Raw genomic sequence first — 21,801 nt, forward strand, 5'->3', positions numbered from 1 at the left:
CCCCGCCGACCCACCCGCGGCCGCACCCGGCCAGCCGCGACAACTCACCCGCGACCGGCGGCGACCACCCGCCCGCGACCACCCGTCCGCGCCCGTCCGCGCCCCTCCGAAGGAGTCACCGTGACCACCGCACTCCCCTCACCCCCCGCACTCCCCGCCGCCGCCCCCGCGCCCGACGGCCCGCGCCTCCGCCTGGTGGGTGACCGCCCGGCCCGGCCGCACGTCGGCTACCTGGTGTTCCTGCCGGACGGCGTCGACCCCGTGGAACTGCTGACGGCCCGCGGCGTGCGCCCCGAGATCCATCCCCTCGCCCCCCGCACGCCCCCGGCGCCCGCCCCCGTGCCACCCCCGCCCCCGCCGGTGGGGGACGACGGCGTCCGGATCGACCACGACCGCCGCGTCGTCGAGGTGGACGGGAGCGAACTCGACCTGACGTACCTGGAGTTCGGCCTCCTCGCCCACCTGGTGACGCACCCGAGGACGGTCCACTCGCGCGAGGCCCTCATGGCGCGGATCTGGGGCTACGGGCACATCGGCGACGGCCGCACCGTCGACGTCCACGTGGCGAGGCTGCGCCGCAAGCTCGGCGCGCCGTACCGGGACCGGATCGTCACCGTGCGCCGGGTGGGCTACAAGTACGTGCCGTGACCGCCGGGGACGCACCGGAACGGGGGCCGGCGCCGACGGGCGGCCGGCCCCCGGACGGGGACTACCGCTTCACGGTGCCCTGCTCGGTCAGCACGCCCGCGCCGACCGTCCCGGCCAGCTCGTCCGGCAGGCCGGCCGCCGAGGTCTGGAGCCCGGCCGTCAGCTTCGGCGTCCAGTTGACGGACGTCTTCAGCTTCTTCGAGGAGGCGGCGTTGTAGGCGGCGACGACGTCCGTCACCGCCCCGTTCACGACGTTCCCCCGACCGGCGACGGCGCCCGTGCCGTCACCGCTCAGCAGCTGCGACACCTTGCGGTCGGACGACAGGGTCCAGACGTTGTGCTCGGCGACGATCTGGGCCTTGGCGCGCGCGTTGACGCTGTAGCTGTGCGCGTAGCCGTTGACCTTCGTCGTGTCGTAGTGGTTGTTGTAGAGGTGGATCTGGCCGAGGCGGGCCAGCGGCGCCCGCTGCGTGATGCCCTTCCACACGTTGTGGTGGAGGGTGACCCGCAGCCTGCCGACGCTGTCGGTGTCGCTGCTGCCGATCAGCATCGTCTTGTCGTGGCTGGTGAAGAGGTTCCGCTCGACGGTCACCAGGTCGGACCCGTTGGTGATGTCGAGGGCCCCGTCGTGCACCTGGTACTTCCGCCCGAAGTACGTCTTGAGGGAGCTGTCGTACAGCGGGGCGTCCGTGAACGTGTTGTGGTCGGCCCACACGTGCGTCGCGCCGCGCAGGGTGACGGAGTCGTACGCCGAGTTCCACTCGCCCTGCGAGCCGTCCGTCGGGTCCCACTGGGGGAAGCAGTCCTCGGTGGCGCTGAAGGCGAGGTTGCGGATGATGACGTTGTCCACGTTCTGCACCGCCACGCTGCCGCCCCTGATCCCGGCGCCGGTGCCGGGCACGCCGACGAGGGTGGTGTTCGACGGGACGCGGAACACGACGTTCTTCGCCTGCTTGGCCGCCGCGGCCTTCCGCGCGTTCTCCTGCGTGCCGGACGGCTTCTTCGACCGGCCCCACACGGCCGGGTCGTACGCCTTCAGGTACGCGGACAGCGAGTAGCCGGTCCCGGCCGCGTAGTCCTCGCAGCCGCTGCCGCCGTTCGCGTCGATCAGGCCCTTGACGCGGATGATCCTCGGTGTCGTGTCGGAGACGGAGCCGAGGGCCTTCGCCAGTTCGGCGCGGTTGGTGACCGTGTACACGTGCGCCGCGTCGGCCTTCGAGCCACCGGTCGTACCGGAACCGGAGGCCGCCCAGCCGTCGTCGGCGGGCAGCGTCTGGTGCGCCAGGTCGACGGCCGCGCTCGCGCTCGTCACGAACGGGACGGCGCCGAGACCGGCGGCCACCACGGCCGCCGCGGAGATCATCGCCGTACGCCGCCGGCGCGACGACCGGCGATGGGTGGGGGATGCCACAGATGAGTCCTTACGGGTTCGGGGACACCCCGTCCGTCGGGGCGTCCACCCCTGGGTGGCCGCCGCCCCCCGAAAGGTTGCCGCCCGCACGCCACCGCGCCCCCACCGGCGTCCCGCCGGTGCCGGACCGCTCGGAACCGGGGGGCCCGCGCGTTCCCCCGAACCCCGGTGCGGCCCCCGCGCCGCGTACTAGCATGCGGGAAAAGTCTCCGGGGGAGAGGCGCACGTGGCCGGTACCCACAACCAGCAGGTCCTGGCGGAACACAAGGCGAAGTTCGAACGCCGGGTGACCGGGGGACGCGAGTTCAACAAACTCCTGCGCGAGATCGACGCGGAGCCCAACCGGTTCGTCGAGGACCCCCGGGACGGCCGGCGCTGGTGGATCTACATCACCCTGCCCCGCCACGTCCGGGAGACCTTCGACCTGCACCTCGAGGTCCTGTGCCTGTCGGCGTCGTACGAACGCGTCGAACCGCGCACGCTCAACACGATCGCGGAGCGGCTGCTCGAACGCGAGGCCCGGCTCGACCCGGACTTCGCCATCCTGCTCACCCCCGACCCCGCGGCGGCCGACCTCGTCCGGCGCCGGCGCGGCCAACTCGCCATCCTCACCGTCAACTCCGACGAGCTGATCAGCGGACCGCCCGTGGGCCTCCGCGAGCGCATCGCGGAGATCATGATCACCCACGACCACTACGACCTGACGCTCCCCGTCACCGAGCCCGCGGCCTTCTACGGACGGCGGGCCGAGGTGGCGACGCTGGACTTCGCCCTGGACCGCGGCCAGCCCGTCGGGATCTTCGGGCTCCGCAAGGCGGGCAAGACGTCGCTGCTCAACTTCGTCGAGCAGCACAGGACCCGCCTCGGCAAGCACGCGGTCCGCGTCGACATCAGCGGGCAGACCGCCGAGCAGTTCCAGCTCGCCCTGCTGGAGAAGTGCCACGGGATCGTGCGGAAGCACGGGCGCCCGGTGCCCCGCCTGATGACGCTCACCCGCAGCGGCGACCCGAACCCGGCCGTCCCGGTCAGCACCTACTGGATCCGCGACCTCCACGCCCTGCTCGACGTGCTGCCCGGACGACTGGAGCTGTTCATCGACGAGATCGACCAGGCCTGGCCCGGTCGTTCCCACGTCGGCGCGGAGGAGGCCACCGCGGTCTTCAACTCCCTCATCCAGCTCCGCGGGGTGATCCAGAGCCGGGAGGCCGAGGGCAAGGAGGGCATCGGCATCATCTGCGCCGGAGTGGACCCCGCCATCTTCGAACGGCCCCTCCTCGACGGCCGCGACAACCTCCTCTACAAGTTCGCCCGGCTGGTGTTCCTCTCCCCCATGAGCCGGGACGAGATGCAGGAGATGGTGCGCAGCCTCGGCAAGCGGATGGGGCTGCGCTACCGGGACGCGGACACGATCGACTTCCTCTTCCGCGAGTTCGGCGGCCATCCGCTGCTCACGCGCAAGGCCTGCTCGGCGGCGGCCCGCAAGCGCCCGGGCCAGGAGATCCCCTGGCACGTCCCCCTCGCGGCGCTGGAGGAGGCGGCACGGATCCAGGGGCCCAACTCGCCCCGCTCGGAGGTCGGGGACGTCCTCGAGTCGTTCACCGAGTGGTTCGGGGACGAGGCGGCCATGCTGCCCCTGCTCTGGTCCGAGGACCCGGACGAGCGCACGGAGGCCAGGGAGTGGGCGCGCAGCGAGCCCGACATGGCCGCGCACCTGGTCTCGTACGGCATCACCGACGACGACTGGGCCCCGCGGATCCACGCCATGCGGGCCCTGGTGCTGAGATGAGGCTGCTGCCGGCGCAGCGGCGTTGGGTCCAGACCGTCTGCGAGCACCTGATCGACGGGGAGATCGTCGTCGTGCGGGGCGTGCCGGGCTCCGGCAAGACCACGCTGCTCCACTCGGTGGCCAGGGAACTCGGCGACACCAGCGTGACGACCCTGGGACGCAGCTACACCGAGCAGGACCAGGACGAGCGCAGCGAGGACTTCCGGGCGCGCGTGCGGGCGGCGCTCGACAAGCACGGCACGGCCCACCTCCTCTTCGACGACTACCCGCACGCCCTGCGGCGGACCCGGGGGGTCATGCTGCAGCGGCAGCTGCTGCGCCTGCTGGTCGACGGGGAGCACGCCCTGGACGTCGGCGCCCTGTTCACGGGGCGCTGGGCGCGCAGCATGCACCTGGTCAGCAGCGGCTCCCCGCTGGTGGCCCGGGCGCGCGGCGTCCCGCTGCCGACCGCGGCCGAGGAGGACTTCGAGGCCGTCCGCTGCGCGGGGGCGCGGGGCGTCGTCGAGGCCGTGGGGGGCAACGCCGCCCTCCTGGCGAAGACGGCCGTGGTCATGGGGCGCCCCGTGCTCCACCAGGTGCACGAGACGGCCGCGGCGCTCGCCGCCCACTGGATCGACGACGTGCCGTGGGAGGCGGTCCGGTGGATGACGCAGGTGGTACGCGACGGGCCCGCCGCCTTACCCGAGGACGACTCCGCCACCGAGGCCCTGGCCCCCCTGGTGTTCCCGGTGGGCGAGGGGCGCTACGACGTGGTGCGGGCGCTGCGCGCGGACGCCGCCCGCACGGCCCTGGAGGGCCGGGCCCCCACCTGGCCCGACCGGTGGGAGAAGTCCGTCGCCACGTTCTGCGAACTCCTCTCGGGGGTCCCGGAAGTGGTGTGGGTGGACCGGTACCTCACCTCCGACACCCCCGAGCTGCTGCGGTTCGTCCAGGACGTCCGCGCGTCCTGCGGCACGCGGATCCGCCTGCTGATCGCGGCGGACCAGGCCGACCGGCTCGACGCGGCCACCGTCGCCGCGTTCGCCGCGCTCGACTGCACGATCCGGCTCATGCACCGGGGGGACCGCAGGAGGCTCCACGACCGGCAACTGATCTTCCTCGGGGACCTGCGGGGCGGCGTGGTGATGCCGACCGGGCGGGTCGTCCTGTGCCAGGACCCACCCGGATCCGCGGTGGCCGTCCGCGCCCCGCTGCTGGACCGCAAACTGATACTCGAGGCCTGGGGCAGGGCCGGGACCCCGTGACGCGGCGGCCGGCCGCCGGGCACCGCCCCGTCCGGCGGGGCGCCCGCGGAGGGCTCCCGGGAAGCGGTGGGCGGTCCGGGGCCGCCCGAGGGGCGCCCCGCGTCCGGGCCGCCCGGGGAGGGGCGCCGCGGGGAGGCCGCCGGCCGGCTCCCGGGAGTTCCGCCGGGTCCGCGGGGCCCTCAGTCGTCGTCCTTCTCCTTGTGCTTCTCCCGGTCCTTCCCGGACTTGCCCCCCTCGTCCTCCTGCCTCCGCTCCTCCCGCGGGACCTCCTGCGGGTCCGCGGTGGCCGACGCGGTGGGCGGGGGCGGCGTCTGCCGGGAGCCGTCCGGTGCCACCGCGGGGGAGGAGGGCGCCGTCCGCCCGAGGGGGGTGGCCGCGGGAACCGTGGCGCCGGACCCCGGGCCGGTGGGCGCGGTGAGGTCGTCGTCGGGGGAGAACAGCGCCAGCCCCGCCAGCATCGCCGCCAGGAAGACCACGGACCCCGTGACGGCCACGACGAGCCCCCCGCGCCGGCTGAGCTTCCGGTCCGCCGCCCCGGAGGACGGGGCGACGCGAGCACGCGGGCGTCCGACGGGCGGACGCCCGGCGGACGGGAGTCCGGTGGTCGGGCCTCCGACGGGTGGGCGTCCGACCGGCGGGAGTCCGGCGGTCGGGCCCCCGACCGGCGGGAGCCCGGCGGTCGGAGGCACCGGGCCGGCCGCCGGGGACCTCCGGGCCGGAGGGGGCGGCACCGCCGAGGGCAGCGGCGCCTGGGCCGGGTGGAGCGGCACCGCCGAGGGCAGCGGTGCCGCGCTGCGCCGCCACGAGCCGCCCGCGAACCAGCCGGCGACCTGGTGCGCGGTGGGGCGCTCCTCGGGGCGCTTGGCCAGGAGCCGCAGGAGGTACTCCTCGAAGCCGGAGGGCACCGCGAAGCCGAGGCGGCTGGGCGGCTCGACGGCCGCGTCGAGGTGCTGGTGGAGGATGGCGATGGACGAGTCCGCCTGGAACGGCGGCCGGCCGGTGACGAGTTGGTACAGCACGCAGCCCAGCGCGTACACGTCCGAGGCGGGGGCGGCGGGCTTCCCCAGGGCGCGCTCGGGAGCCAGGTACAGGCCCGTGCCGACGATCTGGCCGGTGCCGGTGAGCGCCGCCGACGGGTCGTCGAGGAAGCGGGCGATGCCGAAGTCCCCGATCTTGAGGCTCCCGTCGGCGTCGAGGAGGAGGTTCGCGGGCTTGATGTCCCGGTGGACCACGCCCTGTTGGTGGGCGGCGGCCAGCCCGGCCGCCGCCTGCGCGGTGATGCCCGCCGCCTCCTCGGCCGGCAGGGGGCCGCGTTCCTTGAGGAGGCGGGCGAGGCTGCCGCCCTCGACCAGTTCCATCACCAGGAACAGGCGGCCGTCGTGCTCCCCGAAGTCGAGGACGGAGACCACGTGGGGGTGGTTGAGGCGCCCGGCGGTACGCGCCTCCAGGCGGAAGCGCTGGACGGCGGTCGGGTCCGACTCCTGGGTCAGCAGGAGCTTGATCGCGACCGGCCTGGCCAGGGTCTCGTCGTACGCCCGCCAGACCTCGCCCATCGCCCCGCGCCCGATGGGTTCGCGCAGTCGATAACGCTCCGCTATCAGCACCTGTGTGTTCATCCTCACCAGCGAACGACGTGACCGCCGCGGCTCCGGGGCGCCCGTGCACGCCGGACGGACGGTGGGGGCGCACTGCGGCCCGCCCAGCCTAGCGGCCGTGGGTGCGGGCGGACGGAACCGCGGTGCGCCGCCGCCCACTTCCGCGGCGCCGCGGCGTGCGGACGGGCGCCGCGCGGCCGGGCCGGCAGGGGGCGCCCCCGCCCCGTGCGGCCACGCGGCGCCGCCGGGCGGCCGCCTGACGGCCCGTCGCCCACGGGTCTCGCGCCCCCGCCGTGATGGCTCCTACACTCCCCGTCACACGACGCGCTGAGGTGAGGGGGACCGGATGGCGCTGAGCGGACCACCCGGACGGGGACACGCCGACCCGCCGGAACCGACCCTGGAGGGGCTGCTGTCGGTGATGGGCGCCGGCGCGCTGGAGCTGTGCGTGGCCCCGCGCGGCCCGGGGGCCGTCGTCGAGGGGGTGACGGTGCTGGACCCGCTCGAACCGGGGCCGCCACCGGGGCAGGTGCTGCTGGCGGTGGGCGTCGACCCGGAGTCGGCCGCCGCCGTCGACGTCGTGCGCGGCGCCGCGGCGGCGGGGGCGGTCGCGGTGGTGTTCGGCCGGGGCGGGTCGGACCGGCTCCCCGACGCGCTGCGGGCGGCCGCCGAGAGCGCCGGTACCGCGCTGCTCCTGCGGACCGCGTGGTTCGGCTGGACGGAGCTGGTCGGCGCGCTGCGGGCGGGACTGGTCCTGTCCGGGGCCCGCGCCGACCCGGCCGTGGCGGCCGTGGCGCTGGGCGACCTGAACGGACTGGCCGACGCGGTGGCGGCGCTGGTCGGCGGGGCGGTGACGATCGAGGACGTGGAGTCCCGGGTCCTGGCGTACTCGTCCACGGAGGGGGACGTGGACGAGGTGCGCCTGCTGACGATCCTCGGCCGCAAGGTGCCGGAGTGGCGCGTCTCCGCGATGCGGGAGGACGGGTTCTTCCGGATGCTGTGGGGGACGGGGGACGTCGTCCACCGGCCCGCGCACGGGGAGAACCCCGAACGCCTGGTGGTGGCCGTCCGGGCGGGCGGGGAGGTCCTGGGGTCGATCTGGGTGGCGGCCGCGGGCGCCCCCCTCGCGCCGCACGCGTCCGACGTGCTGCGGTCGGCGGCGCGGGTGGCCGCCGCCCACCTGGTCCACCACCGGTCGCACCGGACGCACGCCCGGCTCGTCGAGGACGCGGCCCGTGCGCTGCTCGACGGGCGGGGGTCCGCCGACGTACTGGCCGAACGCGCCGGGATCCCGGCGCACGGCCACTGCGCGGTCCTGGCGGTGCGGCCCGGGGCCTCCTGGAGCGGCGACGGGGCCGGGAAGCTGCGCGGCCTGCTGGCGGTGCGCTGCGGCACGTACGGCCTCACGTCGGTGGTGCTGCCGGTCGACCGGGGGGCCCTCGTCCTGCTGGGCGCCCTGCACCGGGACGGGCGGCGGGCCGTCGAACAGGTCGCGGAGCTGGGGAGGGCGCTGGTCCGGCAGGTGGCCGACGCGTTCGGGCCGGGGGCGAGGATCGGCCTGGGCACGGTGGTCGAGGGCCTGGCGGACCTGCCCGGGTCCCGCCGGTCGGCCGACCTGGCGCTGCGCGCCCTCCTGGCGCAGGAGGACCGCGCCGTCGCGTTCGCGAGCGAGGTGGCCGAGGCGGTCGCCCTCGACCAGGTCATGGAGGCGCTGCCGGGGCCGGCCCCGGCACCGGACACCCCGGTGGCCCGCCTGGTGGCGTTCGACGCCGGGCAGAGCGGGGGCGTCATGGTGAAGACCCTGCGGGCCTACCTCGACCACTTCGGCGACGTGCCGGCCACCGCCCGGGCGCTGGGCGTGCACGCGAACAGCCTCAGGTACCGGCTCAACCGGCTCCGCGAGGTGTCCGGCATCGACCTGCGCAGCCCCGACGCCCGGCTGCTCGCCCACCTGCAACTGCGCCTGCTGGACCGCGGCGGCCCCGGCGCGTGAGCGTTCGGGCGCCGCCACGAAGAGGCGGCGGCGTCTTCGTGCCCCGGTACGAGGGCGCCGCCGCCGCGGCCCCGGGTTCGCCCTCCGGTGAGAAGCGCGCGGCCCGACACGGGGGATCCCGACGAAGACACCCGCACCGTCCCGGGGGGAGTCTGGTGGTCCGCCCGCGACGTCCGCGGGCGATCGAGGACCACGGCTCAGGGAAGGTGCACGATGAGTGTTTCCGGCAAGGCCGAACGGCGTGAGCGGATCCTGCGGGCGGCCGTACACCAGGGGCTCATGGACCCCGAGACGGCCCTGCTGGCGGGGTTCGTCGACCTCGACGGCGTCGACGAGACCGTCACGTCCCTGCGGGAGGCGTTCCCCGAATCGCTGCGGGTCCTGCACGCGTTCGCGGCCAAGGCGAACTGCCTGGTCCCCGTCCTGGAGGAGCTGCGCCTGGCCGGCATGGGCTGCGAGGTCGCCAGTGCCGGCGAACTCGCCCAGGCGCTGGAGGCGGGCTTCGAGCCCGCGCGGATCGTGTTCGACTCCCCGGCCAAGACCCGGGCGGAACTGGCCCGCGCCCTGTCCCTGGGGGTCACCGTGAACGCGGACGGCTTCCAGGAGCTCTCGCGGCTGGACGAGATCCTGGCGACCCGCCGCTCCGACTCGCGGATCGGCGTGCGCGTCAACCCCCAGGTCGGCGCCGGCTCGATCGGCGCGATGAGCACGGCCACCGCGACGTCCAAGTTCGGCGTCCCCCTGGAGGACGAGGGCAACCGGCAGCGGCTGGTCCAGGCGTACCGGGAGCGCCCCTGGCTCACCTGGGTGCACACCCACGTCGGTTCGCAGGGCTGCCCCCTGGACCTGATCGCCCGGGGCGTCGCGAAGGCGGTGGAGTTCGCCGAGGAGGTCAACGAGCGCCTCGGCCGCCGGCAGGTGACCGGCATCGACATCGGCGGGGGGCTCCCGGTCAACTTCGGCAGCGACGAGACGACCCCCGGCTTCGGCGCGTACGTGGACCGCCTGCGGGAGCACGCGCCGGCCCTGTTCTCCGGCGCGTACGAGATCGTCACCGAGTTCGGGCGCTCCGTGATGGCCAAGAACGGGTTCACCGCCGCGTACGTCGAGTACACCAAGACCGTCGGCGGCCGTCCGATCGCGATCACCCACGCCGGCGCGCAGGTCGCCGCGCGGACCGTGTTCGCCCCCGAGGCGTGGCCGCTGCGGATCGAGGCCCACGACCCCCGCGGGCACGCCAAGCACGGCCGGCCCGTGCCGCAGGACGTCGCGGGCCCGTGCTGCTTCGCCGGCGACCTGCTGGCGCGCGAGCACCCGCTGCCGCTCCTCGACGCCGGCGACATCGTCGTCGTCCCGGACACCGGCGCCTACTACTTCTCCACCCCCTTCCACTACAACAGCCTGCCCGAACCGGCCGTGCACGGCGCCCGCGTCGACGCCGACGGCGCGGTCACCTTCCGCCTCCTGCGCCCCGCCCAGAAGGAGCACCCGGTCCCGGCCCGCGCCGGGGGATGACCCCCGCCCGCCCGGCACCCCCCACCCCGCACGACCCCACCGGGGCCCCGGCCGGGGCCCCGGAGACGTCCACCACGCGAAGGAAGCAGGTGCAACCGCCATGGATGTACGGCGCGCCCGCTCGGGGTGCCCCAGGGAGAAGACGACGGTCCCGGACCGTCGGGCGGCCGTCGGGCGCCGGTTGTCCGCCGGGGCCGGGCGACGGCTGTCGGCCGCCGGGGCGCGCTGCGGCCGGCTGGCGCGCGGCTGCGCGCACTGGGTCTCACGGCGTCGGCGGATCGCGGCCGACCAGTTCCTGCGCGGGCTCTGCTACGGGGCGGGCACGGCCGTGGTGGGCCTGCTGGTGGTGTGGGCGCAGGCCCGCTGACGGCAGGCGGGCCCCGCACGGGCCCGTCCCGCCGCGCCCCGGGGGTCCGGGGCGGTCCGGCGAGGATCGGTGGGGGGGCCGGCGGGGTTCCGGGCCGGGTGGGTGCGGTGCCCGCCGGGTCCGGCGGGCAGGGCGTCTCAGACCGTGGTCGACGGACGCGGTCCGGCCGCTGTGCGGCGGTACTCGGCGTTGATCCGCTGGGCTTCCTCGAGTTGGTCTTCGAGGATGATGATGCGGCAGGCGGCCTCGATGGGGGTGCCCTGGTCGACGAGTTCCCGGGCGCGGGCCGCGACGCGCAGCTGGTACCGGGAGTAGCGCCGGTGGCCGCCCTCGGAGCGGAGGGGCGTGATCAGCCGTGCCTCGCCGATGGCGCGGAGGAAGCCGGGGGTGGTGCCGAGTATCTCGGCCGCCCGCCCCATCGTGTAGGCGGGGTAGTCGTCGTCTTCGAGACGGCCGATCGAATCGTCTGCTGTCATCTCACCTCTCTGGGGGACGCGTCGAGGGGCCCTGGTACCGTACGGCACCAGGGCCCCGAAGGAACTGCACCATCTGCCGGCCTCAGTGCTGTGCCGGCCTCTTGTGTCCGCACGGCCGCCCGCTACGGGGTCGGGGGTGCGGGGATCGCGGATGCGTGACCGGAGACCACCTACCTATCGATGTCCTGCGGTACCCGGGGGCAAGGCTTCCGCCCGGGCGATCCTGATGGCGCTCGAATCCTCCGTTCTTCCTCTGGATCAACTCACTTGCCGTGCAGTGGCCGTGGCCTGGACGAGCGCCACTCCACCGGCGGCCGCTCCCGTCGCTGTCCTGCGTCCGTCCGGCTGGGATCCCGCTGCCGACCCCCGGTGCGCGCGCCCGCAGTCCGACGCCTTCACCGGGGAACCACTGACTACCTCACTGCTGGTACTGCCGACTGCATCTGCGTGTACCGCTCATGGCGGCCCCTGATCACCGCGGGCCACCCGGTCCGGTCGTCAGCCCCGTCGCCGTCCTGCGACAACCGTGGCTTCGGGACTCCACCACCGCACCGTCCTGCTGTCCTGCGGCCCGGCAGTTCGTCTCTGCCGGGCCTTGCTCGATCTCGGCTACGACAGAAACCATAACCACACCGCAATCGAATGTCTAGTGTGGCCACGACAGATTTTCGTGTGCGGTGACCGGATGATCGGGTGCGGGCGGCGCATGGCGCAGGCGGGGGCGGGCGCGTACGGCCGACCCGTCCGACGGGCCGGACGGTGGCGGAGCGGCTCGCGGGCGCCGTGTGCGCCGGCCGGTACGGCGACGGCGGCGGCGCTCCCCCCGGGTCGGCGGCACCGCCGCCCGGGCCGACCGGACGACCGGCGGAGGGAGGCGAATAGAATCGGCGCTCATGTCCAAACCTGATGAGTTGCTCGTCGACATCGCCGCCAGGGTCGAGTCCGGACAGAGCAATCAGATGTCCCTGAGCGTGGTCACGGGTGGAGCCGTCATCACTGGTCGGCTGGCCCCCGAGGCGGTGTGGCGGCAGCGCGTGTCGGAGGTCCTGGCGGACTCCTCCCGCCTGGGCGAGTTCGCCGGCGTCTTCGACACGCCGGCGCCGAAGGACGGCCCGCCGACCCATCTGCACTTCCACGTCGCCCGGATCCTGCAGGGCACCGTGGGGATCCCCGAGACGGGCGGGATGTACCGCGTGTCGATCGAGGACGTCAGCGCCTGGACGGTGGGCGACTTCAGCTATTCCGACCACTGAGCCGGCGCCTCTGAGCCGCCGCCTCTGAGCCGCCGCCGCGGAGGCGGCGGGGCGGACGACATGGGGAGGGCCCGACCGGAACGTGCCGGTCGGGCCCTCACTGCTGTTCGGACGCGGTGCGCGCCCGCCCGCCGGTCAGGCCGGTGCGGGGGTGCCGAGCAGGGCGGACGCCCGCCGGACGGGGTCGGCGTGCGTGGGCGCGGCCGGGGTTCCCGGCCGGCAGGCGAAACCGAGGAGGGCCATGGCCCGGACGACCTCGCCGGCGCTGAAGTCGCGGCGGTCCTGACCGGTGATGACCGCGCCCACCTGTTTGACGGGGTACCGGCGGCGTCCGATGGTCACGGACTGCCCGGTGACCGGTTCCGGCCTGACGCCCTTCATCGTTTCCAGCACGCCGTTCTTCGTCAGGTGGAACGGGAAGCGGGCGATGACGCAGCGCATGGGACCTCACAGGGAGAAGGGGGGAGGATCCGGGGGAAAAAGAGCGGGGTGGTTCAGCGGGGGAGGCGCGCGGCGCCCGGGGCGCGGTCCCTCCCGCCGGCCGCGTACGGCGTCCGCGCACGGTCGTGGCGTGCCGCGTGCTCGGACCCGGCCGCCGCGGCCACGGGTGGGGCGGACGGCCCGTGGCCGCCGAGGACGTCGCGCAGGCGGATCCGGTCCGTGTACGAGGGGCTGTCGCGGACGGCGGTCAGCTGGGCCCGGGTGACCAGGCTGACGCACTGGCCGTCCTCGTCGCAGAGGAGCAGGTGCCCGGAGCGGGCGCCGGCCATGACGGACAGGGCCACCTCGACGGTCATGCCGTCCCAGACCTGCGGCCCGGCCTCGGCGACCATCTTGTCCGGTGAGGTGGTGCGCGGGGGGTGGGGCTGGGTCAGAACCGGTGTCACGAGTGCCTCCTGCGGGGGATGGGTGGGCGTCGGCCTGCGCACGGAGTCCTAGGCGGCCGCGCCGGAGGAGGACCGCCGCTGGGTGGCGCGGTGCGACGCCTGCGGGGAGCGGCGGCGCCGGGTGCGGGAGGCGGCGTCGCGCCCGGGACGCTCGGTCACGGGCGCCGTGATGACGACCGGGATGCCGGAAGGAGCCTGCGCGCCGGTGATGCGGTGCAACTCGGCCTGGCCGGAGCGGACTTCGGTGACCCGCGGGCGGATGCCCGCGTCCGACATGAGGCGCGCCATGCCGCCCCGCTGGTTGGGGGTGACGAGGGTGACGACGCTGCCCGACTCGCCCGCACGGGCCGTGCGGCCGCCGCGGTGCAGGTAGTCCTTGTGGTCGGTCGGCGGGTCGACGTTGACGACGAGGTCGAGGTCGTCGACGTGGATGCCGCGGGCGGCCACGTTCGTGGCGACCAGCACGGTGACGTGCCCGGTCTTGAACTGCGCCAGCGTACGGGTGCGCTGCGGCTGCGACTTGCCGCCGTGCAGCGCGGCGGCCCGTACCCCGCTGTCCAGCAGGTTCCGGGTGAGCCGGTCGACGGCGTGCTTGGTGTCCAGGAACATGATCACGCGCCCGTCGCGGGCGGCGATCTCCGTCGTGGTGGCGTGCTTGTCGGCGCCGTGGACGTGCAGCACGTGGTGCTCCATCGTGGTGACCGCGCCGGCCGAGGGGTCCACGGAGTGGACGACGGGGTCGGTCAGGTACCGGCGGACCAGCAGGTCGACGTTGCGGTCCAGGGTGGCGGAGAACAGCATCCGCTGCCCCCCGGGGCGCACCTGGTCGAGCAGCGCGGAGACCTGCGGCAGGAAACCCATGTCCGTCATCTGGTCGGCCTCGTCCAGGACGGTGACGTCCACCTGGTCCAGTCGGCAGTCGCCGCGGTCGATGAGGTCCTTGAGCCGGCCCGGGGTCGCGACGACGACCTCGGTGCCGTTGCGCAGCGCGGACGCCTGCCTGCCGATCGGCATGCCGCCCACGACCGTGGCCAGCCGCAGCCTCAGCGGCCGGGCGTACGGGGTGAGCGCGTCGGTCACCTGCTGCGCCAGCTCGCGGGTGGGCACGAGGACCAGGGCGAGCGGCTGCCGGGGCTCGGCGCGCCGGCCGGCGGTGCGGGCCAGCAGCGCCAGCCCGAAGGCGAGGGTCTTGCCGGAGCCGGTGCGGCCGCGGCCCAGGACGTCGCGACCCGCGAGGCTGTTCGGCAGGGTCGCGCCCTGGATCGGGAACGGCACGGTCACGCCCTCGGTCCGGAGCGCGGCGAGCAACTGCTCGGGCATGTCGAGGTCGGTGAACGCCTCGACGGCGGGCAGTGCGGGGGTGATCGTCTCGGGAAGGGCGAACTCGCCCCGTGCCGCGCCTGGCCGGCGGCCGGGGCCACTCGGGCGGCCACGGCCGCCGGCCCGGCCGGAGACGGGCGAGGCGGAGCGGGTGCCGGCCCGGCCGGAGCCGGTACCGCCGTTGCGGGAGCGGTCGTTCGTGCGGGAGTGGTCGTTCGTGCGTGAGCGGTTCACGGGGGAACCTTCCTCGATGCGGCACATATCAAGGAATTCCCACGGCGGAAGAGCAGCACGGAGAATCGCGAGAACGGGCCGGACGGAACGCGGGAGCGAATCAGGCCGGCAGGGAATTCGTGTCGCCGCAGGCGCTGAAACGGGTGGCGTGATACGGGTATGAAACCCGGGGGTGAAGGCTGCGGTTCGGCAGCCCTGGGGGATGTCCGCGCGCGCTGGGGGGCGCGGATCCCCCGAAATCCTCCGCAGGGGGACCGCTGCGGGAAATGCGTGCAGCTGGGGCCCGCACCCCGAAGGATGCGGGCCCCAGCTACGTGGTACGCGTCAGCGTCAGGCGGGAACGATGTTCTCGGCCGTCGGGCCCTTCTGGCCCTGCGCGATGTCGAAGCTCACCTTCTGACCCTCCTGCAGCTCGCGGAAGCCCTGGGCGGCGATGTTCGAGTAGTGGGCGAACACGTCGGCGCCGCCACCGTCCTGCTCGATGAAGCCGAAGCCCTTTTCCGCGTTGAACCACTTCACGGTGCCAGTAGCCATGTCATATCTCCTTCGGGGTACATCGGATCCGCACTGCGCGGACGCCGTGTCGCCGTGATGATTGCCCCGTCCGGAAAATGACCGGAAATGCAAAAACGCTCCCGGCGGCGCGAAGCCGACCGGAGGCACTTGGATTTTGGGAACCACAACTGCAACTGACATCGACAGTAGCACGCCGCGGCGTCCTGTGTGCGGAGGATATTCACTCTCCGTCGTTGCGCTGAAAACCCTCACCGTGCGGTGAGTTAAAAACTCTCCTCGCGGAGGCAGATATCGATTCACCGGTGCGCGATGTTTCGGGAAGGGCGTGTCCGCGCCGCCCGCCGCCCCCCTGGCCCGGCACACCGGGAGGGCGTACGCCGGCGAGTCGCTGACCAGGGGGGGGACGCCGGCCGCTCGGGGGTGCCGAAGGGGCCGTGGACGGGTTCACGCCCAGGTGCGGGAGCACAGCACGAGGCGGTAGCCGTCCGGGTCGGCGATCGTCACCCCGTGCTCGTCCCAGTAGGGGTTGTGCGCCCGGACCCGGGTACCGCCGGCCGCCGTGAGGCGGTCGACCAGGGCCGCGTCCACCGGCTTGCCGAGGTAGACCACGAACAGGTCGTCCACCGTCGGGGTCGGCTCCAGGGGACGGTCCGGGTCGTGCGTCAGCTCGAAGTGCCAGGCGCCGCCGGCGGGACCGAGCATCAGCAGGTCGTGCTCGCCCGGCACGCGCTCGGTGGTCCGCCACAGGACGGCCAGGCCCAGGCCGTCCCGGTAGAAGCGTTCCGCGGCGGCGAGGTCCCGCGAGGGCCGGGCCACCCGGACCGGGGCCGCGGGGTCGATCACGCGGAACGCTCCAGGGCGGCGCGCCAGACGGGGCTGTCGACGTAGTGGTTGTCGAAGCGCTCCGAGGACTCGGCGATCTCCTTCGGGTCCGCCTCGCCGCGCATCACCCGGCCGAGGAGGCGCAGGTAGTCGAACCGGCCCATGCCGGGGGTGAAGACGAAGAGGACGTCCGCCTCACGGCCCGGGGCGGCCGCGAAGGCGTGCGGGGTGTGCGGCGGCACCGCGAGGAAGTCGCCCTCCTCCAGGACGGTGACCTCCTCGTCCACCAGGACCTGCAGGGCTCCGCTGATCACGAAGAACAGTTCCGTCGCCCGGGTGTGGAAGTGGGCCGGTGCCCCCGCCGCGCCCTCGGCGAACGTGGACCGGTAGCTCGTGACGCCGCCCGCCGTGCCGTCCGAGTCGGCCAGGAGGGTCATCGCGCTGCTCGGGTCGGCGCAGGTCTCGGCATCCGCGTGACGGGTCAGCACCCTCGCCGGCGGCGTCGCGGACGTGGACGTGGACGTGGACGTGGACGTGGACGTGGACGTGGTGGGCGTTTCCTTGTTCATGGCCAGGCTCCTGGGAGGGTGGGTGGTCGTCGTGCAGGGCGTCACCGGTGTCGCGCGGGAGACCGGGGTGGTCGGTACGGAGGGCTCGGCGGCTTCGGCGGAGAGGTGGGGCGGCCTCGTCGCGGCGAGCCGCGACGAGCGTGGGCATCGGGCGTGGACGACGACGTGCTCTCGTTCTTCAGCCTTGATAATCTCAACGTTGAGATAAAAGCAGCTCGACTCCCTCAACGTCAAGTATCTCAACGTTGAGAAGGTGTCCCTGGAGAGGAGTACGGCGATGAGCGATGCCGTGGACGCGATCATCGGCCAGTGGGCCGAGGAGCGCCCCGACGTGGTGGAGGACCTCTGGCCGGTGGAACTCCTCGCGCGGGTCCAGCGGTTGGCCCGGGTGGCCGACCGGTCCGCCAAGGCCGCGGCCGCCGCGCACGGAGTGGAGCACGGCGAGTTCGACGTGCTCACCACGCTGCAGCGCTCCGGACCGCCCTACGCCCTCACGGCCGGGGCCTTCCTCAAGGCGTCCATGGTGACCTCCGGCGCGATCACCAACCGCATCGACAGGATGGAGGCCAAGGGCCTGGTCGAGCGGGTACGGGACGACGACGACCGGCGCACCGTCAGGATCCGCCTCACCGAACACGGGCACGAGGTCACCCGAGCCGCCTTCGCCGACCACCTGGCGAACTACGCGCGGCTGCTCGCCGGCGTGGACCGCGACCTGGTCGCGCAGACCGCCCAGGGCCTCCGGCAGGTGCTGGAGACCCTCGGGGACACCACCCTCGAGTGAGGCCCCTCCCCGCCTCCACCCGGCGGCGGTTCCGCAGACGGCGGGACCCCGCGCCCCGAAGGGGAACGCGGACGGAACAGCCCCCCGGGCCGCCGGACCACGAAGGCGGCGCCCTCTCGCGGGACAGGGGAGGTCAGTCGGGTCGCAGTCCCGGCTCGTTGTCCGCGGCGTGTGTTTCACTCTCCGGCCATGGACGAACAGGAACTGCTCGAAGCCGTCGCCTCCCTGGTCCGGCCGGGCGGGCGGGAGTCGGCGTGCGGTCGGTCCGGGCACCCGGCGGGGCACGTGTGCCTGGCCGTCTCCGGAACGGTCGGCCTCTCCACCCTCCTCAAGGAGTTCAGCCGTCGGTACGGGCAGCTGCGCAACCTCGCCATGGGCGGCTTCGCCGATCCGACGGTGACCGAGCGGACCGGGCTGCCGCTCCTCGCTCCTTTCGCCGGGGAACTGGTCGAGATGCGCGGATGGGCGTCCGGCGGCCGGTGGATCGGCTGCGGTGTGGTCCGTGCCGGGGACGGCGAACAACTGGTGGTGCTCGTGGCGGAGCGGGCCGCGCCCTCGCCGGACGCGCCGCCGGAAGGGGCTTCCCGGGCGGACCCCCTTCTCCGCGCCACGGGCGGGGACGCGCGGGACGCCGCACGGCCCTGGGCGGAGATCGAAGGGGAAGGGGGGAGCGAACTGCCCGAGGACGGTCGTACGTGGGTTCAGCGAGTGATCGAACTGACCGGGTGGGAGCCGCTCGGGATCCGCGTCGACTGGGCGGCGATCGAGGGAGAGCTGGGGGCGCCGCTGCCGGCGGACTACAAGGAGCTCTACGAGGCGTTCGGCGGCGGCGTCTTCAGCGATTCCGTCTTCTTCCTGGGGCGCGACGAGGGCGTCTCGTTCGACTTCCTGACCCAGTGGCGGGCCGCCCTGTCGGTCGAACGGGACAGCGGGCTCGGAAGCGTCTCCGCCGTCGACCCCTACGAGGTCTACGCACCGGGCGGCAAGGGGGTGGTCGCGTGGGGCTCCACCGAGTGGGCCGACGAGTACTGCTGGCTGATCGACGCCGGGCGGCCGGGCCACCACCCCGTCCTCGCGCGGTCCCATGACGGCGACCCGTGGCACCGGTACGACATGTCCACCTCCGAGTTCCTCTACCGCGTCCTCGCCGACGCCGGGTTCCGGCCGTTCGGGATCGCGCGGTACGACCTCGGCGCGACGTTCCGGCCCGGATCCGGCGGCCCCCTCGACGGCCGGCCGCTCTGACGACGGGCGGCGGGCGTCCCCCGTCCGTGGACACGGCAGTGCCGTCGGCCCTCGTCGAGATCGGTGAGCCAGGTGATCACCGACCGCTTCCGGAGCCGGTCGCCGAACGCTGTTCCCGGAGGTCGACGAAGCCGGCACCGGCCACCGGGGGGCGCCTGCGGTCGCCCTCGCCGGTCGGCGCGAGTCCCGAGCCCGGCTCACGAACGGCCTCGTCCACCTCCAAGGCTGCTTCCGCGTCCCCTCTCCCCGGCCCTCCGCGACTTTTCGACCAGGGGTCCGAGGGCCTCCTGGCACGGATCTGGCACGGGACGCTCGGCACGGCGTCGAGAGTCCGGACGACGAACCAGGCCCCGGCCACCGGCCAGGACCTGGTTCGTGGAGACGCTGTCCTCCCGCGGCGAACCGCGGCACGCCCGAGCGGGTCCCCCGGCCACGGCGGGACCGCAGGCCGTTTCGTGCCCGCGGCCCCGCCACGGCGCCGGGGTCAGGACGGGTCGCCGTACTGGAGGCCGCGTCCGTTGGTGCCGACGTACACGCGGCCGAAGGTGTCGGGATCGCCGGTGACGACGCCGACGCCTCCGATGCTGCCCCACTGGTGGGCGTCGTCGTTGACGCGGAACCAGGTGGCGCCCTTGTCGGTGGAGCGGAAGACGCCGGTGACGTCCTTGACGGTACCGATCAGGTACAGGGCCTGGTAGGAGGCGCCCGGTGCGGCCTTGCCGAAGCCGAGGGCGGAGGCGGACCGCACCGTGGAGAGCGTGGTGAAGGTGCGGCCGCCGTCGGTGGAGTGCAGCAGCCCCTTGGCACCGCCGGCGATCCACAGGTCCCCGGCGACACCGGGGACGGCCGTGAGCCGGCCCGCGGGCAGGCCGGTGGCGCGGGCGGTGAAGGTCGCCCCGCCGTCGGTGCTGGCGTGGAGCGTGCCGCCGGCCAGCGAGTAGAACGTCCCGGCCGAGGAACGGTCGGCGACGACCACGGCGTCGGTGCCCAGGCCGCCGACCCTCGACCAGCTCGCCCCCTTGTCGGTCGAGCGGTACGGGACCTGGCCGGCCTGGGTCCAGACGATGGTGGAGCCGTCCGCCGCGAGGGCGACACGGCCGCTTTCGGCACTGCTCACCGGCTCCGCCGTGAAGCCGTGCCAGCTGCTGCCGCCGTCGGTGGAGTAGGCGCCGTCCTGCGCGCCGCCCCGGCCGACGCGGACCATCACCGTGGGGCGGGACTGGGCGAAATCGATGTCGGTGCTGTTGGTCATCATCGGGTTCGCCAGCCGCCCGGCGGGCACCTTGGTCAGGGAGTCGTGGCGGAATCCGCCCAGGTCGCCCATGGCGGTGACGACCTGCGCGCCACCGGGCGGGGCGATCGCGTCCAGCAGCGCGGTCTCCTCGAGGCCCCGCGCTCCGACGGCCCAGTGGCTGGTGCCGCCGCTGTCGGTGGCGTCGGCGTCCTCGCTGCGCAGGATGCCGCTGCCCGTGCCGTACAGCACGTGTCCGGAGTCGAAGGGATCGATGGCCAGGGCGGTCATCCAGTGCCCGGTGCCGGTACCGACGTAAGGAGCGGCGGAGGCGTCCCGCACCGATTTCCCGGCCAGTGCCTTCCAGGTCGTGCCGCCGTCGGTGGTCCGGTACACCTCGTCCTCCGGCCACCAGCGGCCGAGGGTGGTGACCATCACCGTGGAGGGCTTGCGCGGGTCGACGGCCAGGCCGGAGAACCCGTGGTTCCCCTGGGACGGGGAGACGTTCTTCCACGCCCCGCTCTTCGGCGTGTGCTTCCACACCGAACCCGCCGTCACACCGTTGGGCCCGAGGGCGTTGGTGTACGTCAGGTACAGCGAGCCGTCACCGGAGAGCACGCCGTGCTGCGGCAGCTGACCGGTGGGCTGCCCGGGGACGGCCCGCCAGGTGCCGCCGCCGTCGGTGGAGCGGTACAGGGAGGTGGTCCGGTCGGCGACGCCGACGTAGACCGTCCCGCTGCCGGCCGGGCCGTACGTCACGAAGGAGACGCCCGCGCCGCTGCCCGCCCCGTCCTTGACGGGGAACGAGGAGACCTGCCGCCACGTCGCGCCGTGGTCGGTGCTGCGCCACAGGCCGTTCTTGCGGGTACCCAGCAGCAGGGTGCCGTTGTCCGAGGGGTCGACCGCCAGCCGTTCGCCCGCCCCGCGGCCGTCCTCGTTGCCGCCCAGCTTGAACGGCAGGTCGGTGCGCTGGAAGGTACGGCCCCGGTCCTGGGAGCGCAGGATCGCGCCGTTGCCCGCCCAGTCGTTGGTGTAGGTGCCCGCCGCGAGGTACAGCCGGCCCGGGTCGACGGGGTCGGTGGCCAGCGCGTCGATGCCCAGCAGGTTCCAGTCCTTCTCGCCGACCCAGTCGGTCAGCGGGATCCACTGCTCGGCCGCGGCGTCCCAGCGGTAGGCGCCGCCCATGTCGGTGCGCGCGTACAGCAGGCCCTTCTCCCGCGGGTTGAACACCAGACCGGTGACGTAACCGCCGCCCACCACCTGGGCGTTGTTCCACACGTACGGTCCGGTCCCGGCGGCCTGGGGCCCGACCGCCCGCACCAGCCTCCACTGCTGGTTGGTGCTGCCCTTGCCGGGGTACTGGACGACCGCCGCGCCGTCGGCCGTGGAACCTCCGAAGACGTCCAGGACCAGGCCGCTCCTGCGGGAGGTGAGGGTGACGGCGTCGGAGCCGCTCACCTCGTCGATCCGCCACTCCTGGGAGCGGGAGGAGCCGTCGGTCTGCTGCTCGGCGGCCGCCGACCGCGCGGTCGAGTCGCCGGCTATGCCCAGCACCTTGCCGCTGTTGCGGTTCACCAGCTCGTGGTGGCCGTCCCCGGTGGGGCGCAGCCTCCACTGCTGGTTGGCGGTGTTCCGGTCGGTCCACTGCTGGATGCGGGTGCCGTCGGCGGTGGAGAAGGCGTCGACGTCCAGCGCCTTGCCGCTGTGCACGGAGACCAGCCGGTAGTAGGCGTTGCCGTCGATCGTCGCGGCCTGCGAGTCGTCCTGCGCGAACAGGAGGTACGGCACGAGTGCGGCGGGCACGCCGAGCAGCAGTCCGGTCGCCGTCCAGCGACGGCGGTGACGCCCGCGGCGCCCGCCGTTCGTTGGATTCTTCATGGGGAGGTGTTCTCCTTGCGTGTCACC

General features: G+C 74.1%; 19 protein-coding genes. 9 read left to right on the forward strand and 10 right to left on the reverse strand.

Annotated elements, in window-relative coordinates; translation table 11 throughout:
- Positions 1–120: 120 nt before the first annotated feature.
- Positions 121–648, forward strand: a complete 528-nt coding sequence (locus IE106_RS17150; RefSeq protein WP_229840509.1) for a winged helix-turn-helix domain-containing protein — start codon at positions 121–123, stop codon at positions 646–648.
- A gap of 61 nt (positions 649–709) precedes the next feature.
- Here IE106_RS17150 and IE106_RS17155 read toward each other — a convergent pair whose 3' ends face one another.
- On the reverse strand, positions 710–2,059 hold the full coding sequence (locus IE106_RS17155) for a pectate lyase family protein (RefSeq protein WP_444545529.1): 1,350 nt from the start codon (positions 2,057–2,059) through the stop codon (positions 710–712).
- A gap of 226 nt (positions 2,060–2,285) precedes the next feature.
- On the opposite strand from IE106_RS17155, the gene IE106_RS17160 reads away from it, so the two are divergent.
- Both IE106_RS17160 and IE106_RS17165 read left to right on the forward strand, forming a co-directional pair.
- Positions 2,286–3,845 carry an ATP-binding protein gene (locus IE106_RS17160; RefSeq protein WP_189534840.1) on the forward strand — a complete coding sequence of 520 codons (1,560 nt, stop codon included), beginning with the start codon at positions 2,286–2,288 and terminating at the stop codon, positions 3,843–3,845.
- Positions 3,842–5,089, forward strand: a complete 1,248-nt coding sequence (locus tag IE106_RS17165; RefSeq protein WP_189534842.1) for an ATP-binding protein — start codon at positions 3,842–3,844, stop codon at positions 5,087–5,089. The genes IE106_RS17160 and IE106_RS17165 overlap by 4 nt, the downstream gene beginning before the upstream one ends.
- Before the next feature lie 179 nt (positions 5,090–5,268).
- Here IE106_RS17165 and IE106_RS17170 read toward each other — a convergent pair whose 3' ends face one another.
- Positions 5,269–6,705, reverse strand: coding sequence for a serine/threonine-protein kinase (locus IE106_RS17170; protein ID WP_229840511.1), 1,437 nt, complete (start codon positions 6,703–6,705; stop codon positions 5,269–5,271).
- 325 nt (positions 6,706–7,030) lie between these two features.
- Between IE106_RS17170 and IE106_RS17175 the strand changes: the two genes are divergently transcribed.
- From IE106_RS17175 to IE106_RS17185, 3 genes are all read left to right on the forward strand, one after another.
- Positions 7,031–8,677, forward strand: coding sequence for a PucR family transcriptional regulator (locus IE106_RS17175; RefSeq protein ID WP_189534845.1), 1,647 nt, complete (start codon positions 7,031–7,033; stop codon positions 8,675–8,677).
- 213 nt (positions 8,678–8,890) lie between these two features.
- Positions 8,891–10,192, forward strand: a complete 1,302-nt coding sequence (locus tag IE106_RS17180; RefSeq protein WP_189534847.1) for a type III PLP-dependent enzyme domain-containing protein — start codon at positions 8,891–8,893, stop codon at positions 10,190–10,192.
- Positions 10,193–10,292: 100 nt separating this feature from the next.
- A complete protein-coding gene (locus IE106_RS17185) occupies positions 10,293–10,559 on the forward strand; it encodes a hypothetical protein (RefSeq protein ID WP_189534849.1) in 267 nt (88 codons plus the stop codon).
- Between the two features lie 137 nt (positions 10,560–10,696).
- Here the strand turns inward: IE106_RS17185 and IE106_RS17190 are convergent, their stop codons facing one another.
- The gene (locus IE106_RS17190; protein WP_189534851.1) at positions 10,697–11,035 is read right to left on the reverse strand and encodes a MerR family transcriptional regulator; all 339 of its coding nucleotides are present in this window, start codon (positions 11,033–11,035) and stop codon (positions 10,697–10,699) included.
- Positions 11,036–11,928: 893 nt separating this feature from the next.
- On the opposite strand from IE106_RS17190, the gene IE106_RS17195 reads away from it, so the two are divergent.
- Positions 11,929–12,288: a hypothetical protein gene (locus IE106_RS17195; RefSeq protein WP_189534853.1), complete on the forward strand. Its 360-nt coding sequence runs from the start codon at positions 11,929–11,931 to the stop codon at positions 12,286–12,288.
- Between the two features lie 135 nt (positions 12,289–12,423).
- On the opposite strand, the gene IE106_RS17200 is transcribed toward IE106_RS17195, so the two are convergent.
- The 6 genes from IE106_RS17200 to IE106_RS17225 form a co-directional block, all read right to left on the reverse strand.
- Positions 12,424–12,729, reverse strand: coding sequence for an SCO5918 family protein (locus tag IE106_RS17200; protein ID WP_189534855.1), 306 nt, complete (start codon positions 12,727–12,729; stop codon positions 12,424–12,426).
- A gap of 53 nt (positions 12,730–12,782) precedes the next feature.
- The gene (locus IE106_RS30410; RefSeq protein WP_373295950.1) at positions 12,783–13,175 is read right to left on the reverse strand and encodes a CBS domain-containing protein; all 393 of its coding nucleotides are present in this window, start codon (positions 13,173–13,175) and stop codon (positions 12,783–12,785) included.
- Positions 13,176–13,223: 48 nt separating this feature from the next.
- Positions 13,224–14,729 carry a DEAD/DEAH box helicase gene (locus IE106_RS17210; RefSeq protein ID WP_189534857.1) on the reverse strand — a complete coding sequence of 502 codons (1,506 nt, stop codon included), beginning with the start codon at positions 14,727–14,729 and terminating at the stop codon, positions 13,224–13,226.
- A 330-nt stretch (positions 14,730–15,059) separates the two neighbouring features.
- Complete coding sequence (locus IE106_RS17215; protein WP_030224351.1) at positions 15,060–15,263, reverse strand: cold-shock protein; 204 nt, start codon at positions 15,261–15,263, stop codon at positions 15,060–15,062.
- Positions 15,264–15,689: 426 nt separating this feature from the next.
- Positions 15,690–16,088: a VOC family protein gene (locus tag IE106_RS17220; RefSeq protein WP_189534860.1), complete on the reverse strand. Its 399-nt coding sequence runs from the start codon at positions 16,086–16,088 to the stop codon at positions 15,690–15,692.
- On the reverse strand, positions 16,085–16,636 hold the full coding sequence (locus IE106_RS17225; protein WP_189534862.1) for a cupin domain-containing protein: 552 nt from the start codon (positions 16,634–16,636) through the stop codon (positions 16,085–16,087). Before IE106_RS17225 ends, IE106_RS17220 begins: the two co-directional genes overlap by 4 nt.
- 277 nt (positions 16,637–16,913) lie before the next feature.
- On the opposite strand from IE106_RS17225, the gene IE106_RS17230 reads away from it, so the two are divergent.
- Together IE106_RS17230 and IE106_RS17235 are read left to right on the forward strand one after the other, a co-directional pair.
- The gene (locus IE106_RS17230; RefSeq protein ID WP_189534863.1) at positions 16,914–17,420 is read left to right on the forward strand and encodes a MarR family winged helix-turn-helix transcriptional regulator; all 507 of its coding nucleotides are present in this window, start codon (positions 16,914–16,916) and stop codon (positions 17,418–17,420) included.
- A gap of 189 nt (positions 17,421–17,609) precedes the next feature.
- Complete coding sequence (locus IE106_RS17235) at positions 17,610–18,665, forward strand: SMI1/KNR4 family protein (RefSeq protein WP_189534866.1); 1,056 nt, start codon at positions 17,610–17,612, stop codon at positions 18,663–18,665.
- 484 nt (positions 18,666–19,149) lie between these two features.
- Here IE106_RS17235 and IE106_RS17240 read toward each other — a convergent pair whose 3' ends face one another.
- Complete coding sequence (locus tag IE106_RS17240; RefSeq protein WP_189534867.1) at positions 19,150–21,774, reverse strand: RICIN domain-containing protein; 2,625 nt, start codon at positions 21,772–21,774, stop codon at positions 19,150–19,152.
- Between the last annotated feature and the right edge of the window lie 27 nt (positions 21,775–21,801).

The organism is Streptomyces roseolilacinus (genome assembly GCF_014649335.1).
Taxonomy (GTDB): Bacteria; Actinomycetota; Actinomycetes; order Streptomycetales; family Streptomycetaceae; genus Streptomyces; species Streptomyces roseolilacinus.